The sequence below is a fragment of the Nocardiopsis sp. MG754419 genome (assembly GCF_018207095.1).
In the GTDB taxonomy this organism is placed as follows: Bacteria; Actinomycetota; Actinomycetes; order Streptosporangiales; family Streptosporangiaceae; genus Nocardiopsis.
Genome location: NZ_QOCZ01000130.1, coordinates 1 through 15,423, shown reverse-complemented (window position 1 = coordinate 15,423; position 15,423 = coordinate 1). Strand labels below are relative to the sequence as shown.

Annotated in this window: 12 protein-coding genes and 1 pseudogene; 4 read left to right on the top strand and 9 right to left on the bottom strand. The window is 72.4% G+C overall.

Features of this window, described 5'->3' with window-relative positions; all coding sequences use genetic code 11:
• Together DSY14_RS21275 and DSY14_RS21270 are read left to right on the top strand one after the other, a co-directional pair.
• Positions 1-197: pseudogene (locus DSY14_RS21275) on the top strand (succinate--CoA ligase subunit alpha); the annotation flags it as partial.
• Positions 194-1,744, top strand: coding sequence for an aldehyde dehydrogenase family protein (locus DSY14_RS21270; protein WP_211718373.1), 1,551 nt, complete (start codon positions 194-196; stop codon positions 1,742-1,744). The pseudogene DSY14_RS21275 and the gene DSY14_RS21270, both read left to right, overlap by 4 nt.
• A gap of 145 nt (positions 1,745-1,889) precedes the next feature.
• Here DSY14_RS21270 and fdhD read toward each other — a convergent pair whose 3' ends face one another.
• From fdhD to DSY14_RS21245, 5 genes are all read right to left on the bottom strand, one after another.
• Positions 1,890-2,771 carry a formate dehydrogenase accessory sulfurtransferase FdhD gene (fdhD, locus tag DSY14_RS21265; RefSeq protein WP_211718372.1) on the bottom strand — a complete coding sequence of 294 codons (882 nt, stop codon included), beginning with the start codon at positions 2,769-2,771 and terminating at the stop codon, positions 1,890-1,892.
• An 80-nt stretch (positions 2,772-2,851) separates the two neighbouring features.
• Positions 2,852-3,793: a 2Fe-2S iron-sulfur cluster-binding protein gene (locus tag DSY14_RS21260; protein ID WP_211718371.1), complete on the bottom strand. Its 942-nt coding sequence runs from the start codon at positions 3,791-3,793 to the stop codon at positions 2,852-2,854.
• Complete coding sequence (locus DSY14_RS21255; RefSeq protein WP_211718370.1) at positions 3,790-5,757, bottom strand: NAD(P)H-dependent oxidoreductase subunit E; 1,968 nt, start codon at positions 5,755-5,757, stop codon at positions 3,790-3,792. Before DSY14_RS21255 ends, DSY14_RS21260 begins: the two co-directional genes overlap by 4 nt.
• Positions 5,758-6,029: 272 nt before the next feature.
• A complete protein-coding gene (locus DSY14_RS21250) occupies positions 6,030-8,006 on the bottom strand; it encodes a molybdopterin oxidoreductase family protein (protein WP_249188226.1) in 1,977 nt (658 codons plus the stop codon).
• 112 nt (positions 8,007-8,118) lie between these two features.
• Positions 8,119-9,138 (bottom strand): 2-dehydropantoate 2-reductase, encoded by a 1,020-nt coding sequence (locus tag DSY14_RS21245; protein WP_211718369.1) that lies wholly within the window; start codon positions 9,136-9,138, stop codon positions 8,119-8,121.
• Positions 9,139-9,219: 81 nt separating this feature from the next.
• Between DSY14_RS21245 and DSY14_RS21240 the strand changes: the two genes are divergently transcribed.
• A complete protein-coding gene (locus DSY14_RS21240) occupies positions 9,220-10,455 on the top strand; it encodes a molybdopterin molybdotransferase MoeA (RefSeq protein WP_211718368.1) in 1,236 nt (411 codons plus the stop codon).
• Between the two features lie 67 nt (positions 10,456-10,522).
• Positions 10,523-11,206 carry a GntR family transcriptional regulator gene (locus tag DSY14_RS21235; protein ID WP_211718367.1) on the top strand — a complete coding sequence of 228 codons (684 nt, stop codon included), beginning with the start codon at positions 10,523-10,525 and terminating at the stop codon, positions 11,204-11,206.
• 150 nt (positions 11,207-11,356) lie between these two features.
• Here DSY14_RS21235 and DSY14_RS21230 read toward each other — a convergent pair whose 3' ends face one another.
• The 4 genes from DSY14_RS21230 to DSY14_RS21215 all read right to left on the bottom strand — a co-directional run bounded on the left by DSY14_RS21230 (position 11,357) and on the right by DSY14_RS21215 (position 15,351).
• On the bottom strand, positions 11,357-12,163 hold the full coding sequence (locus DSY14_RS21230) for an HAD family hydrolase (RefSeq protein WP_211718366.1): 807 nt from the start codon (positions 12,161-12,163) through the stop codon (positions 11,357-11,359).
• Positions 12,164-12,229: 66 nt separating this feature from the next.
• Positions 12,230-13,123 (bottom strand): STM4011 family radical SAM protein, encoded by an 894-nt coding sequence (locus DSY14_RS21225; protein ID WP_307851292.1) that lies wholly within the window; start codon positions 13,121-13,123, stop codon positions 12,230-12,232.
• A gap of 42 nt (positions 13,124-13,165) precedes the next feature.
• The gene (locus DSY14_RS21220; protein WP_211718364.1) at positions 13,166-14,515 is read right to left on the bottom strand and encodes an STM4012 family radical SAM protein; all 1,350 of its coding nucleotides are present in this window, start codon (positions 14,513-14,515) and stop codon (positions 13,166-13,168) included.
• Positions 14,512-15,351: an STM4013/SEN3800 family hydrolase gene (locus DSY14_RS21215; protein WP_211718374.1), complete on the bottom strand. Its 840-nt coding sequence runs from the start codon at positions 15,349-15,351 to the stop codon at positions 14,512-14,514. Before DSY14_RS21215 ends, DSY14_RS21220 begins: the two co-directional genes overlap by 4 nt.
• Between the last annotated feature and the right edge of the window lie 72 nt (positions 15,352-15,423).

Sequence of the window (15,423 nt, the reverse complement as noted above, 5' to 3'; positions counted from 1 at the left end):
GCAAGACCATGGGCCACGCCGGCGCCATCGTCTCCGGCTCCTCCGGCACGGCCGCCGCCAAGAAGGAGGCCCTGGAGGCCGCCGGCGTCAAGGTCGGCAGGACCCCCAGTGCGGCGGCGGAGATCGTCCGGGCCCTCGTGGCCGAGGTCGAGGACCGAGAGGAGGAGGGCGTCCCCATGGCGCCCACGAGACCATGACGGAGCGGATGCTCAAACCCGGGACCGACTGGACCACCCTCTACACCCGGTGTCGCACGATCGCCCCCGAGGCCTTCGGCGCCGACCGGGTCCACAACCACTGGGGCGGGCGGTGGCGCGCGGACGGCGCACCCCGCCCGGCCCACTCCCCGGTGGACGGTTCCGAGATCATCGGCCCGCCCCTGCTCGACGGCGCCACCGCGGAGCGCGCGGTGGCCGCCGCCGTCGACGACCACCGCGCGTGGTCCCGTCTCCCCCTGGACGACCGCCGCGAACGGGTGCGTGCCGCCGTCCGGGCCTGGAGCGAACACCGGGACACCCTGGCCCTCGCGCTGGTCTGGGAGATCGGCAAGCCCTGGCGCTCGGCCCGTCAGGACGTGGACCGGGCGATCTCCGGGGTGGAGTGGTACCTGGAGGAGATCGACCGGATGCTGGTGGAGCGGCCGCCGCTGGACGGTCCCGTCAGCAACATCGCGAGCTGGAACTATCCGATGAGCGTGCTGGCGCACGCGATGTGCGTCCAGGCCCTGGCGGGCAACGGGGTGATCGCCAAGACGCCCACGGACGGCGGCCTGGTCTGCCTCACCCTCGCGGTCGCGCTCGCGGTCCGAGAGGGCCTGCCGTTCACCCTGGTCGGCGGCGGTGGCGCGGAGCTGTCCCCGGCGCTGGTCCGAGGCGCGGAGATCGGCTGCGTCTCCTTCGTCGGCGGACGCGACGCCGGAGGACGGGTCGCCGCGGACCTGGCCGACCTGGGACGGCCGCACGTGCTGGAACAGGAGGGGCTGAACTGCTGGGGCGTGTGGGAGTACGACGACTGGGGCACCCTCGGCGGCCAGATCCGGAAGACCTTCGACTACGCCAAGCAGCGCTGCACCGCCTACCCGCGGTTCGTCGTCCAGAGGTCCCGCTTCGACGCCTTCCTCCAGACCTACCTGGCCGCGATCCGGTCGGTGCGCTTCGGACATCCACTCGCCGTCGCACACCCCGAGGACGCGCTCCCCGAGCTCGACTTCGGTCCGGTGATCAACGCGGCCAAGGCCAAGGAGCTCACCGACCGGGTGGCCGCCGCCGTCGCCGGCGGGGCGATACCGCTGTACCGGGGGTCCCTGTCCGACGCGCTGTTGCTGCCCGACCAGGACACCGAGGCCTACGTGCCTCCGGTGGCCCTTCTGGAGCCGCCGCGCTCCTCACCGTTGTTCCACGCCGAGCCCTTCGGGCCGATCGACTCGATCGTGCTGGTGGACACCGAGGCCGAACTGCTGGCCGCGATGAACGCGGCCAACGGTTCCCTGGTCGCCACCCTCTCGTGCGACGACACCGACACCGCGGCCCGCCTCGCCGGAGGCGTGCGCGCCTTCAAGGTCGGGATCAACCGGCCGCGTTCGCGCGGCGACCGCGACGAACTGTTCGGCGGGTGGGGCGACTCCTGGCGGGGCGCCTTCGTCGGCGGCGAGCTCCTCGTGCACGCGGTCACCCGCGGGCCCGCGGGCGAGCGCCTGCCCGGCAACTTCCCGCAGTACACCCTGAGGCCCGAGGGCCGCGTGTAGCACCGGACACGACGAGGTGGCCCGAGGGACCGCGTCCCTCGGGCCACCTCGTCCGCGCTCGACGGTGCGGTACCGCCGAGAGGGTGGGGTCCGGTATCGGACCTGGTTGGTGCGGGGGGCTGGAACGCGCCAACCAGGTCCGCGTCTACCGGTCCGGAAGACGCATGTCACCTGGGGCCGCCGAAAGCGTCGTCAGCGCTTTCTCCAAGAGGATGCGATGCCTTCCGGCGTAGACGTTCATGGAGCTGCCACGCAGGAACCCGACCAGGGTGATGCCGGCCTCCGTGGCCAGGTCGACGGCGAGCGACGAGGGCGCCGAGACGGCCGCCATCATCGGGATCCCGGCCATCCACGCCTTCTGAACCAGCTCGAAGGAGGCGCGTCCCGAGACCATCAGCACCGTCTCGCGCAGCGGCAGTCGGCCGGAGCGCAGCGCCCAGCCCACCAGTTTGTCCACCGCGTTGTGCCGGCCCACGTCCTCCCGGAGGGCCAGCAGTTCGCCCTCCGGGGTGAAGAGTCCGGCGGCGTGCAGGCCGCCGGTGCGGTCGAACACCCGTTGGGCCTCGCGCAGCCGGTCGGGCAGCGCGGTCAGGGTGTCCACGTCGATCCGTGGTCCGTCGTCGTGCACGGGCCAGTGGGCCTTGGTGCGGACGGCGTCCAGACTCGCCTTCCCGCACAGACCACAGGAGGACGACGTGTAGAAGTTGCGCTCCAGTGAGACGTCCGGACGGGACACACCCGGGGCCAGGGTGACGTCGAGGACGTTGTAGGTGTTCGACCCGTCCGCGGTCGCCCCGGCGCAGTAGCGCACCGCGGTGACCTGCGGCTCGGTGGTCACGACCCCTTCACCGACCAGGAACCCGGTGGCCAGGTCGAAGTCGTTCCCGGGGGTGCGCATGGTGACGCTCAGGGGGTCGCCGTCGAGCCTGATCTCCAGCGGTTCCTCGACCACGAGCGTGTCCACGCGTTCGCCCTCGTGGCCCTCCCTGATCCGGAGGATCCTCTGTCGGACCGTGACCCGTCCCATCCGCAACACCACCTTCCGGCGTCTCACCGCCCTTATCGGTTTACTCCTCCCACCACCCCCTGTCGAGGGGTGGGAGGCGCTCAATCGTTCCCGCGCCGCTGTACGTGCTGGAAGCCGAACCGGCCCTTGATGCACAGGTTCCCGTGCGTCACCGGGTTGTCGTGCGGCGACGTCACCTTGACGATCTCGTTCTCCTGGACGTGGAGGGTGACGTTGCACCCGACCCCGCAGTAGGTGCACACCGTCGTCGTCTGTGTCTGCTCTTCCTCCTTCCAGGTACCGGCACGGCGCATCTCGAACTCCGTGGTGAACGACAGCGCACCGGTCGGGCACACCTCCACGCAGTTGCCGCAGTACACACACGCGGAGTCGGGGAGGGCCACGTCGTGCTCGGTGGAGATGCGGGCGTCGAAACCGCGCCCGGCCACACCGATGGCGAAGGTGTTCTGCCATTGGTCGCCACAGGCGTCGACGCACTTGTAGCAGGTGATGCACTTGGAGTAGTCGCGCACGTAGAGCTCGTTGTCCACCTTGGGCGGTTGCTCGACGGTCTCCGCGGTCGTGCCGTCGCCGGGGTGGTGTTCACCGGCCCGCCGGGCGTCGCGAACCCCCATCGCGGCCGGGGCGGCCCGGGGCCCGAACCTCTCCGGCTCGGCGCCGTAACGCTCCATCCAGGCCGCGACCCCGGGGGTGGTGGACAGGTCCACGGACGATCCGAGCAGCTCCAGCACCAGCTTCCTGCCGTGCCGGACCCGCTCGGAGTCGGTGGCCACGCTCATGCCCGGTTCCAGCCTGCGCGAGCAGGCGGGCGCGAGGGTGCGCGCCCCCTCCACCTCCACCACGCACACTCGGCACGCGTTGCGCGGCGTGAGCGTGTCGCCGTAGCACAGCGTCGGGATCTCGGTCCCCTGCTCGGAGCAGGCCTCCAGGACGGTGGTGCCCTCCGGAACACGGACGTTCCGTCCGTCGATGGTCGCGTCGATCAGCCGTCGGGGGGTCGGAAGGAGTACGGGTTCGGTCATCGGGCCTCCTCGGTCGTCGCCCGCGCGTCCGGGGCGGTGGTGGTGCTGTCGGTGAACAGTCCGAGCCGGTCGACGGCCGACTCCACGGCGTTCCAGGCGGTCTGTCCCAACCCGCAGATCGAGGCGTCGCGCATGGCCTGACCGACCTCGCGCAGCAGTGGGAGCTCCCGTTCGGGGGAGGCGCCGGAGCGTAGCCGCACCAGGGCCTCCTCCTGGCGTACGGTGCCGACCCGGCAGGGGACGCACTGACCGCAGGACTCGTCCCGGAAGAAGGCGGCCACCCGCACGAGCGTCGCGATCAGGTCGGCGGTGTCGTCCAGGACCAGGACGACGCCCGAGCCCAGGGAGGTGCCCGAGGCCCGCGCCCCCTCGAAGGTGAGGGGGATGTCGAGTTCGTCGCCGCGCACGAAGGTCCCCGCGGCCCCGCCGAGCAGCACGGCACGGATCGAACGCCCCTCCGGCATCCCTCCCGCGGCCTCGACGAGGTCGCCCAGGGTGGCGCCGAAGGGCATCTCGTACAGACCGGGGCGTCGGACGCCCCCGGACAGGCAGAACAGCTTGGTCCCGGTCGACCCCTCCGTGCCCTGCGCGGCGTAGGCGGGTCCGCCCATCAGCAGGACGGGCAGCACGTTGACCAGGGTCTCCACGTTGTTCACCGCGGTGGGCCTGCCGAAGAGCCCCTTCTCGACGGGGAAGGGCGGTTTGCTGCGGGGCTCGCCCCGCAGACCCTCGATGGACCCGAAGATCGCGGTCTCCTCACCGCAGATGTAGGCGCCCGCGCCCCGCCGGATCTCGATGTCGAAGGCGAACCCGGCCCCCATGACGTCGGGTCCCAGCAGCCCGCGCTCCCGGGCCTGGACCAGGGCGTTCTCCAGGTGGGTCAGCGCCCGCGGGTACTCACCGCGGATGTAGAGGTAGCCGGTGCGCGCGCCGATCGCGTACCCGGCGATGGTCATGGCCTCGACGACGGCGAAGGGGTCCCCTTCCATCAGCACGCGGTCCTTGAAGGTGCCGGGTTCGCTCTCGTCGGCGTTGCACACCAGGTAGTGGGGGGTGACCGGCTGTTGGGCGGTGGCGTTCCACTTGCGGCCGGTGGGGAAGGCCGCGCCGCCGCGGCCGACCAGACCGGAGTCGGTCACCTCCCGGATGACCCCCGCGGGTCCGAGTCTGAGGGCTTCGCGCAGTGCCGCGTAACCGCCCGCGGCACGGTAGTCGTCGAGGCTGAGGGGGTCGATCCGGCCGATTCTGCGGAGGAGGACGTGGTCGGGCGAGCCCGCGTCCGGGATCGCGGTGGCGGGGTCCGGTTCCGCGGACGCGCCGGGGAGCGGCCGGTCGTGGAAGGTGAGGCCGTTCCGGGGGCCGTGTCCGTTGGTCGATCCGGAGGTCGTGTCGTCGTCCGCCGGGCTCTCGGTGAGGGCGTCCAGTGCACGGGGGGTGGCGGGCGCGGCCACGGCGTACCGTGCCGGTGCGTCCGCCTGGAGCGCCAGGGCCGCGGGCGCCCGTTCGCACAGACCCAGGCACGGGCTCTCGTGCCAGGTGGTGCCGGCGTCCGAGGATCCGGCGGCGCCCAGCCGTTCGTTGAGCCGATCGCGCAGGCGCCCCGCGCCCGCCGCCGCGCACGCGATGTCGGTGCACAGGTGCACGACCCGACGGGGCCGCTCGTGCAGGGCGAACATCGCGTAGAAGGAGGCGACGGCGTAGGCCTCCGCCGGGGGGATGGTCAGGCGTCGGCAGATGTGGTTGAGCGCGCCTCGGCTGATCCAGCCCACACGGTCGTTGACCGCGTGCAGCGCGGGCAGGAGCAGGTCCCGCCGATCGCGGGCGGCGTGGCCGCCCCTGGCATAGCGCAGGTGGGAGTCCTGGCGGGTCCCGCCGTCCCAGCCGGATTCGGGCTCCCCCAGGAAGGAGTCGACGGCATCGCGTTCGGCGATGGTGGGTGCCTCGTCCAGCAGTCGCAGATCCACGCCCTGATCACCTCAATCGCATGTAAGACAGATCACAGGATTCTGTATACAGGAGACAGTAAGATGGGGGTTCCGGATTGACAACCCTCGTCGACCGATGGAATTCGGTCCCTTCGGGGGTGTGGTCCGGAGGGCACGACCGAGCCGCCCCGCGGGGGTGGTCGCGTCCCGAGGTGGGTCGTCTCGACCAAGGGCTGGGGGACGACCCACCCCGACGCCGTGTGGCTCACGGGGCGGGTCGTCGCCGTCCTCCTCGGTCGTGGACACGGCCCTCAGCCGCCCGTGGTCGCCTCGGCGGCCGGTGTCCCGTCCTTTCGGTGTGCGTCCTCGGGCTCCGCGGCCACGCGCTCGATCCGAACGGCCGCCGCCTTGTACTCGGCGGTCCCCGCGATGGGGTCGGTCGCGTCGATGGTCAGCGTCTGGGTGTCCACCTGGTCGGGGAAGTGGAACGTCATGAAGACCAGCCCCGGACGCATGGACTCGGTGATGGACGCGGGCACCAGTACCGAGCCGCGGCGCGAGACCACGCGCACGGTCTCACCGTCGCCGATCCCGAGTTTGGCCGCGTCCTCCGGTGACAGGTCCAACAGCTCGCCCCGCCGCATCGGGGAGGAGAAGCCCCGGGTCTGCACGCCGGTGTTGTAGTCGTCCAGTCGGCGGCCGGTCGTGAGCCGGAACGGGTAGTGCTCGTCCAGGAGGTCCACCGGCGGCGAGTGCCCCACGATCCCGAACGGCGCGGGCGCGCCCCGCTCCTCCGGGTCCTTCGACCACAGCCGCGAGTGCAGGTAGCTCGGCTCCAGCGTGTCCTCCGAGTAGCACGGCCACTGGATGCCCTGGAGTTCGGCCAGACGCGTGTAGCTCATGCCCCGGTGCATGGGGGAGAGCGAGCGCACCTCGTCCCAGATGTCCTCGGCCGTGGGGCGTTCCCACGCGTGTCCGAGCCGGGAGGCGAGGTCGCACATGATCTCGATGTCGTCCCTGGCCCCCTCCGGCGGCTCCAGCGCCTTGCGGACCAGCTGGACCCGGCGCTCGCTGTTGGTGAAGGTGCCGTCCGATTCGCACCAGGCCGCGCTCGCCGGGAGCACCACGTCCGCGAACTCCGCGGTCCGGGTCAGGAAGATGTCCTGGACGACCAGGTGGTCGAGCGCGCGCAGCCGGCTCGTGGTCTTGTGCGTCTCCGGCTCGGACTGGACGGGGTTCTCGCCGATCACGTACAGCGTCTTGAGCTCCCCCTCCTCCATCGCCTCGAACATCTGGGTCAGGTTGAGTCCCTTGCGCCCCTGGATGGGGCGCCCCCAGGCGCGTTCGAAGGGTGCGCGCACCCGCGCGTCCAGGATGTCCTGGAACCCGGCCAGCCGGTCGGGGATGGCGCCCATGTCGCCGCCGCCCTGCACGTTGTTCTGGCCGCGCAGGGGGTTGAGGCCCGAACCGTGCCGTCCGACGTGCCCGGTCAGCAGCGACAGGTTGATCAGGGACCGCACGTTGTCCGTGGCGTTGTGGTGTTCGGTGATGCCGAGGGTCCAGCAGAGCTGGGCGCGTTCGGCCCGGGCGTAGGCGTGCGCGAGTTCGCGGATGGCCTCGGCCGGCACCCCGGTCTCGGCCTCGGCCGCGGAGAGCGTCCAGGGGTCGACCAGCGCGCGGTACTCGTCGAGGCCGGTGGTGGCGCGTTCGATGAAGGTCGTGTTGGCCAGGCCCGCGTCCAGGATCTCCCGACCGATGGCGTGGGCCAGGGGGATGTCGGTGCCCACGTTGAGCCCCAGCCAGCGGTCGGCCCACTCCGCGGTCGGGGTGCGTCGGGGGTCCACGACCACGAGGCGGGCGCCGTTGCGCACGCCCTTGAGCACGTGCTGGAAGAAGATCGGGTGGGCGAAGCGCGGGTTGCCGCCCCAGATCACGATGAGGTCGGTGTCCTCGATCTCGGCGTAGGAGGAGGTGCCGCCGCCGGAGCCGAAGGCGGCCGCGAGGCCGGCGACGCTGGGGGCGTGGCAGGTCCGGTTGCAGGAGTCGACGTTGTTGGTCCCGACCACGACGCGGGCGAACTTCTGCGCCATGAAGTTCATCTCGTTGGTGGCCCTGGCGCAGGAGAGGAGGCCGAAGGAGTTCGGCCCGTGGCGCTCGACGCCGCGGCGGAACCCGCGGGCGGCGCGTTCGAGCGCCTCGTCCCAGGAGGCCGGGCGCAGTACGCCGTCCTCGCGCACCAGTGGTCGGGTGAGTCGGTCGTAGGGGGCGGAGAAGTCGTCAGATCGCATGTGGCCTCGCTTGGCGGTCGTGGCCTCGGTGGGGATCGTGGGTGGGCTCCGACGGTGCGCACGCACCTCAAGTCGAATACTGTATACAATGACGGGCCGCGAGGGCAATGGTTCAGGTGGGCACGGATGCGCGCCGGGAGGCCGTGCCCGGGGCGCTGGTCGGCGCGCTCATCCTCGCGTTCAGCAGGCCGGCCACGGCGTCGACCGCGCGCAGTGTGGGGACGGGCGCCCCGGTCAGGTCGGCCAGCTCCACCACCGCGGACAGGATGACGTCCAGTTCCATCGGGCGCCCCCGTTCGAGGTCGTGGAGGGTGGAGGTCCGGTGGTCGCCGGTACGCTCCGCGCCCGCGAGGCGGCGCTCGACGGAGACCTCGGGGTGGACGCCCAGGCGGGCGGCCACGTCCAGGGTCTCCTCCATCATCGTGCGGGCCAGGTCCCGGGTCGAGCGGTGGCGGCAGATCTGTGCCATGGTCGACCGGGTCAACGCGCTCAGCGGGTTGAAGACGATGTTGCCCATGAGCTTCACCCAGATGTCCACCCGCAGATCGGGTTCGACCGGGCACTTGAGTCCGCCGGCCCGCATCGCCGCGGCCAGGTCGCGGCAGCGCCGGGAGTCCGAGCCGTCCGGTTCCCCGAGGGAGAACCGGGTCCCCTCGATGTGCCGGACGACGCCGGGCTCGACGATCTCGGTGGCCGCGTAGACCACACAGCCCACCGCGCGTTCGACGGGGATGGCCCGGCCGACGGCGCCGCCCGGGTCCACGCTCTCGATCCGGTGGCCCGTCAGGGGTCCCTCGACCCCGTGGAAGTACCACCACGGAATGCCGTTCTGCGCGGCCACCACGGCGGTCGAGGGGCCGAGCAGCGGGTGCAGCAACGGGGCGCACCCGGCGTACTGTTGGGCCTTGAGGCAGAGGAGGACGGCGTCGACCGGTCCCACCTCGGACGGGTCGTCCGTGGCGTGCGGGTGCGCGGTGAAGTCGCCCCGGGGGCTGAGGACGCGGACCCCCCGCGCGCGCAGGGCGTCCAGGTGGGCCCCGCGTGCGATGAGGTGGACGTCGGCTCCGCCACGATGCAGTGCGGCGCCCGCGTAGGCGCCGATGGCCCCGGCTCCGAGAACGGCGATGCGCATGAAGGACTCCTTCCAAATCACATACTGTATACAGTATGCTCCAAGGGTGTCGTCCCCCACACCACGGTAGGGAGAGAAGGAATGCCCGACTCGGGTGCTTCGGAAAGTTCTCCGCTTCTTCGTGCCCGGCCCCACGCCTCCGCCCCCCTGTCCTGGGTCGGGGCCCGGGAGGTGGCGCGTGCGGTGGGTGAGGAGGGTCGGCCGGCCGTCACCGAGGCGTCCCTGGCCGACGCCCTCGGTGCCACGCTCGGGGCCGACCTCGTCTCGCCGATCGACGTTCCGGCGCTCGACAGCGCCGCCATGGACGGCTACGCGGTGTCCGGTACGGGCCCCTGGATCCTCCGGGGGCGATCGACCGCCGGGCACCCGACGCCGGTCGCCCGGCTCCGGGCCGGGGAGGCCGTGGGGACGGCCACGGGCGCGGTCGTCCCGAGCGGGACCGGGGCCGTCCTTCCGCACGAGCACGCCACCCTGTCCTCGGGCGTGCTGAGCGGCCGGATCGCAACCGGGCGGCACGTGCGTCGACGGGGGGAGACCACGGCCGTGGGATCGGTGGCCGCGCGGGCCGGTGCGCCCGTCACGCCGGCGCTCCTCGGCCTCGCCGCGAGCCTGGGCAGGGACACACTGCCGGTCCTGCGGCCCCGGGTCGGTGTTCTCGTCACCGGTGACGAGGTCGTGCGCGCGGGCACACCGCGCCCCGGAACGGTGCGCGACGCGATCGGTCCCATGCTGCCCGGAGTCGTCTCCCGGGTCGGTGGGGTCTGCGCGCCCGGGCGTCCGGTCGCGGACGGGCGCGATGACCTGGCGCGGGCGCTGTCGAGGGTCGCCGAGGACGTCGTGGCGGTGTGCGGTTCCTCCTCCGCGGGGCCGGCCGACCACCTCAGGTCGGTGCTGACCGGTCTCGGCGCACGGGTGGCCGTCGACGGGGTGGCCTGTCGGCCCGGCCACCCCCAGGTGCTCGCCGTGCTCCCTTCGGGCACCGTGGTCGTGGGACTGCCGGGCAACCCGGGCGCCGCGCTGGTCGCCGCGCTGACCCTGCTCGTCCCGCTGTTGTGCGGTCGGGCCGGCCGGCCCGACCCGGCCCACCGGGGGAGACGCGTCCTCTTCGCGGGCACCACCTGGTCGCACCGGACCGACACGCGCCTGGTCCCGGTGCGGGTCGGCCACGACATGGCGGTCGAACTGCCCACGGCCGGTTCCGCCGACCTCCGGGCGGTCGCCGTCGCGGACGCCCTGGCGGTGATTCCGCCGGTCGACGAGGCCGACGGGTCCGCTCCCGTGCCCGAACGCGTCGAACTCGTCGAGGTGCCCACATGACCCGCCCACCCGACGGGCTTCGTACACTGTCTACAGTGACCATGTCCTCGGATTCTGGAGACCCCTCATGTCCTCGCAGGGATTGAACGCCGTCGCGGGACGGATCCAGCGTCCGGTTCCGTTGCGCGAAGCGGTCTACGAGACCATCCTCGACCTCATCACCACCCGCGCGCTCTCGCCCGGGCAGCACCTGGTCGAGACCGAGCTGGCCCAGACGCTGGGCGTGTCGCGGCAGCCCGTTCGCGAGGCCATGCAGCGACTGAGCAACGAGGGGTGGGTGGACCTGCGGCCCGGCTACGGGGCGTTCGTGCACACACCCACCGAGAGCGAGGCGGACCAGCTGCTGGCGGTCCGGGCGCTCCTGGAGGCCGAGTCCGCCCGGCTCGCCGCCGATCACGCCACCCCCGGCCAGGTGAGGGCCCTGCGCGACCTGGCCACCACCGGGCGGGAGGCGACCCGTCAGGACGACATCGACGCGGTCGTGCAGGCCAACGCCGACTTCCACCGCACCGTCACCCAGGCCTCCGGCAACCAGGTGCTCGCCGAGCTGGCCGCCCAGGTCGACCGGCGGGTCCGCTGGTACTACGCCCCGGTCGCCCGCAGCCGCGGCGCCGCCTCCTGGGACGAGCACGACCAGCTCGTCGACGTCATCGAGGCGGGCGACGCCGAGCGCGCGCGGCGACTCATGAGCGAGCACACCGAACGCACCCGGCGCACCTACCACGAAGAGGTCGACGGCTCCGAGTCCTGAGCCGGAGCCCCGGGCGCACGGGACTCCTGCGGCCAGCGGGGATCGTGGGCCTCGACCACGATCCGGCCGGGGCCCGGCCCGGGGGCGGGGCGACGGCGACCGCCGTCGTGCTCCCGACCGAGGTCGCCCCGGGCCGTGGCCGACGGCCGGTCAGTCGCGCAGCAGCTTCTCCACCACCCGGCCCACACCGTCCTCGAAGCTGGACGGCGCCACCCGCAGCCCCAGGGCGGGGTCGAGCAGTTCGGGGTGTCCGTTCTCCATCGCGTAGCCGGTGCCGGCCCAGGTGAGCGAGGAATGGTCGTTGGGCATGTCGCCGAAGGCCACGACCTCGTCTGCGGTCACACCCCACTCCTCGCAGAGCAGGGCCAGCGTGCTGCCCTTGTTCACCCCGGTCGCGGTCAGCTCCAACAGCCCGGCCGCACCCGAGTAGGTCACCTCGGCCAGGGGGCCGACGCTCGCGCTCGCCGCCTCGTGCATGAGGTGCACCGGCATGCCCTCGGCCCGGGCGATGAGTTTGGTGACCGGGTTCGCCGCCTCCAGGAGGGCGTCGGTGTCGTCCAGGACCCCGCTCACCCACTCCGGGGGCACCCACGATTCCAGGTGGTAGTCGACGTCGTGGTAGAAGCCGAGGCCGGTCTCCACCCCGAACCCCACCCCCGGCAGGGTGGTGCGCAGCCGGTCCACGAGCGTCCCGGACGTCTCCCGGTCGATCGCGCGCACCCACGGATCACGGCCCGGTACCTGTGTGTGGGCCCCGTTGCCGCAGACCACCGCGGCGCAGTCGAACAGGGAGGCGATGGCCGCGGTGGTCCGGGGCGGTCGGGCGGTGATGATGACCACCCGCACCCCGGCGTCGGCGGCGTCGATCAGTGCTCGTCGGTTGCGTTCGGAGACCTCTCCCGACCGGCCGAGGAGGGTGCCGTCGAGGTCGGTGGCGATGACTCGGGGAAGAACCATGGGATGAATTATGTCGCCCGGGGACGACGTAACCGCAGGGCGGCCCCTCTCTCCGACGCGGCTCCCTCAGGTGCCCGGGGCGGCCGGGATCCGTTCGATCACCCCGCCCCGGAACACCTCGTACAGGTCCAGGGACTCCAGATGGACGTACCCGATGTGGCAGTCGCAGCAGGTCAGAGGGCATCCGGAGGGGCCGAGGCGCTCGCGGAAGGATCCGTCGTACAGGTTGCCCAGGGGCTGGTCCACGAAGTGACAGCGCCGTACGTTCCCGTCGCCGTCCACGGACAGCACACTGTCACCGGTACGACAGGGCAGGCCGCGGCTGGGATGGGGCAGGCGGCTGTAGTGGAAGTGCGGGTCGATCCGCAGCCACGTCGCCGCCTCGGCGTCGGTGTAGGTGCGGCCCTCGGCGGCGTTGATCCACAGGTAGACCTCCTCCGGCAGGGCGGCGCGCATCCGCCGGGCCGCCGCCAGGTGCTCGGGTTCGCCGACCACGCCCACGCTGAACCGCACCCCCAGGTCGAGGAGCTCACGCGCCCGGGCCAGGAACCGCTCGTGGGCGACCTCGCCCGGGTGGTAGGTGGTCCACAGCGCCGTCGAGGCGAGGTCGGCGTCGGCGAGCCACCCCAGGCGCCCGCTCAGGTTGGTCTGGATCGCCACGCGTTCCACGTGCGGCAGACGGCCGAGCCGCACGATCGCCCGCCGGTACCAGGAACGGACCAGCCCCTCGCCCCAGGGCGTGAACAACACCGAGAACCGTGTGCCGGGGTCGACCTCGGCCCGTTCCTCGACCCAGTCGACGAAACGCTCCAGGGCGGCCCGGTCCACGCGCAGGGTCGCGGGGGAGTCCCGGCGCTTGGCGAACGGACAGTACGGGCAGTCGTAGTCACAGCTGGCCAACGGGCCACGGTAGAGCAGGGTCAGGTGGGCCGGCAGCGGAGCCGGCGTGGGAGGACCCACGGAGGGCTCCGGAAGCGGTACCGCGGAGTGCGAGGACACGACTCACCCCGCCTCGTAGTCGGCCATGAGCCGGCGGACCGGCCCCGAGAACAGGTCCGGTCCGATCGCGTCGGAGTGGGCCAGCCCCTCCTCGGTGAGCCGGATCGTCGTGGCGTCGACCGCGTCCTCCCCGGGCACCAGCAGCCCGCGCGCGGCCAGGGAGGCGAACTCCTCGGGCAGGTCCGCGACCGGATGGGCGCCGAACCGCTCGCGGTAGGCCCGCGCGTCCAACCCCTCCGCCCGCAGCAGCGACTGTAGGACGTGGCGTCGTCGGCGTTCCTCCCCGTCCAGGTGGAAGCCCACCTCGGCACGGGTGAAGTCGGCGGCGTCGCGACCCACGTAGTCCTCGATGATGGAGCGCACCCTGCCGATGCCCACGGCGTAGTCGAACGAGTAGTGGGTGCCCGCCGTGTAGGACCGCGCCCCGCACCCCAGGCCCACCATCCCGTCGGTCTGACAGCTGTGGTCGGGGACGGTCGCGTCGGCGGTGCCGGCACGGCGGAACATGCGCATGGACACCTGCTCGTAGCCGTGGGCGCGCAGGTGGTCGCGGCCCTGCCGGTACAGGGCCAGACGGTGGTCGTCCCACTCCCGGGCCCGTCGGCCCAGACCGGTCAGCGGCCGCACGTACAGCGGATACAGGTAGACCTCCTCCGGCCGCCACTCCAGGGCCGTGTCGAGGGAGTACCGCCAGGTGTCCGCGGTCTGCCGTTCGATGCCGTAGATGAGGTCGACGTTGAGACCCGCGCCGGTGTGCGCGCGGATGTCGGTCAGCGCCCGGTCCACCTCCGCGCGCTTTTGGGGTCGTCCGGCGGCGTGCGCCTCGCTGTCGAGGAAACTCTGCACGCCCATGCTGATCCGGGTGACACCGCGTTCCTCCAACACCGCCAACCGGTCCGGGGTGGCGGTCGCCGGCGAGGTCTCCACCGACATGGGGAGGGCGGTGAGATCGACGCCGAGGGAGCGTTCGAGCAGATCGTAGACGCGGACCAGTTCCTCGGCGGTGAGATAGGTGGGGGTGCCACCGCCCAGGGCCGCGCGGGCGAACACGGCGCCCTCGGGCAGACAGGAGGCGACCGCCTCGGCCTGGCGTTCCAGCGCGTCCAGGTAGGCGGTGACCTGCGCGGCCGGGGGAGTGGACCGCGTGAACAGGTTGCAGAACCCGCAGCGCATCTCACAGAACGGGATGTGGGCGTACAGCGACAGCGCGCCCACGTCCTCGCCGCGCCACAGGTCGGCCAGGCGGGGGCGGTCGTCGAACGGTCGGTAGGCGGTCTTGTGGGGATAGGCGTACACGTACGAGCGGTACGGGGAGTCCGCGCGCACGGGTTCGGTCCTCGGGACGATGGTCACGCGTCCACCTCCTCGGGGTCCGTGGTGGACGCGTAGCCGCGCGGCAGGATCGCGTGGGTGTAGGGGACGGTCCACACCACGTCGTGGCCGATCCGGTGGCCGGTGTGACCGTCCTCCCCGTAGGCGGTGCCGTGGTCGGAGCACACGATCGCGAAGCACGGGCGTCGCGCGGCCAGGGCCGCCAACAGGGGTGGCAGGTGCCGGTCCACGTACTCCAGGGCGGCGGCGTGGCTGGCCCGGGTGTCGCCGTCGTCCCGGGTCGCCCCGGGCAGATGGAACCAGTTGGGTTGGTGCAGGGCGGCCACGTTGAGCAGCAGGAACAGCGGCTGCTCCGCGGGGATCGCGGTGGTGATCGCCACGGCGCGTTCCACCTGGTGCTCGAAGGAACGCGGGTCGGCGACCCCGAACGACTCCTCCCAGTGGCTCTCGGCGAACAGGTCCGGCAGCACCGTGCCCAACGCCGAGCGGCGGTTGAAGAACCCCGTGCCGCCGACACAGGCGGTGTGGTAGCCCCGCGCCGCCAACCCGGAGGCCAGGTCGGCGGTGGCGAAGGTCCACGTGCCCGGGGCGGTGGAGACGCTTCCGGGGAAGGCCGCCGCGAACAGTCGAGGATGCGGACCGGGAGCGGCGGGGGTGGGCAGGAAACCGGCGAGCATCGCCAGGTGCGAGGCGTAGGTGAAACTCGCGGGCGCGTGCCGGCGCTCCCAGCCGCCCTCGGGCAGCAGCCGGGCCAGGTGGGGTGTGCGTCCGGCGGCGGCGAGCTCGACCGCCACGTCGTGGCGCAGGGTGTCCAGGGTGAGCAGCAGGAGGTCGTGCGTGCCCACCAGGGTGTTCATGTCCGGGGTGCCCCCCGGCCGGGCGGTCCCGGTCGTGTCGGTGTTCAACGGCGTTCCAAGGTGGGTGGGGAC

What these genes read in the sequence shown, in the direction of transcription:
- DSY14_RS21270 (WP_211718373.1), top strand. Translation starts at nt 194, where the DNA reads ATGACGGAGCGGATGCTCAAACCCGGGACCGACTGGACCACCCTCTAC.
- fdhD (WP_211718372.1), bottom strand. Translation starts at nt 2,771, where the DNA reads ATGGGACGGGTCACGGTCCGACAGAGGATCCTCCGGATCAGGGAGGGC.
- DSY14_RS21260 (WP_211718371.1), bottom strand. Translation starts at nt 3,793, where the DNA reads ATGACCGAACCCGTACTCCTTCCGACCCCCCGACGGCTGATCGACGCG.
- DSY14_RS21250 (WP_249188226.1), bottom strand. Translation starts at nt 8,006, where the DNA reads ATGCGATCTGACGACTTCTCCGCCCCCTACGACCGACTCACCCGACCA.
- DSY14_RS21245 (WP_211718369.1), bottom strand. Translation starts at nt 9,138, where the DNA reads ATGCGCATCGCCGTTCTCGGAGCCGGGGCCATCGGCGCCTACGCGGGC.
- DSY14_RS21240 (WP_211718368.1), top strand. Translation starts at nt 9,220, where the DNA reads ATGCCCGACTCGGGTGCTTCGGAAAGTTCTCCGCTTCTTCGTGCCCGG.
- DSY14_RS21235 (WP_211718367.1), top strand. Translation starts at nt 10,523, where the DNA reads ATGTCCTCGCAGGGATTGAACGCCGTCGCGGGACGGATCCAGCGTCCG.
- DSY14_RS21230 (WP_211718366.1), bottom strand. Translation starts at nt 12,163, where the DNA reads ATGGTTCTTCCCCGAGTCATCGCCACCGACCTCGACGGCACCCTCCTC.
- DSY14_RS21215 (WP_211718374.1), bottom strand. Translation starts at nt 15,351, where the DNA reads ATGAACACCCTGGTGGGCACGCACGACCTCCTGCTGCTCACCCTGGAC.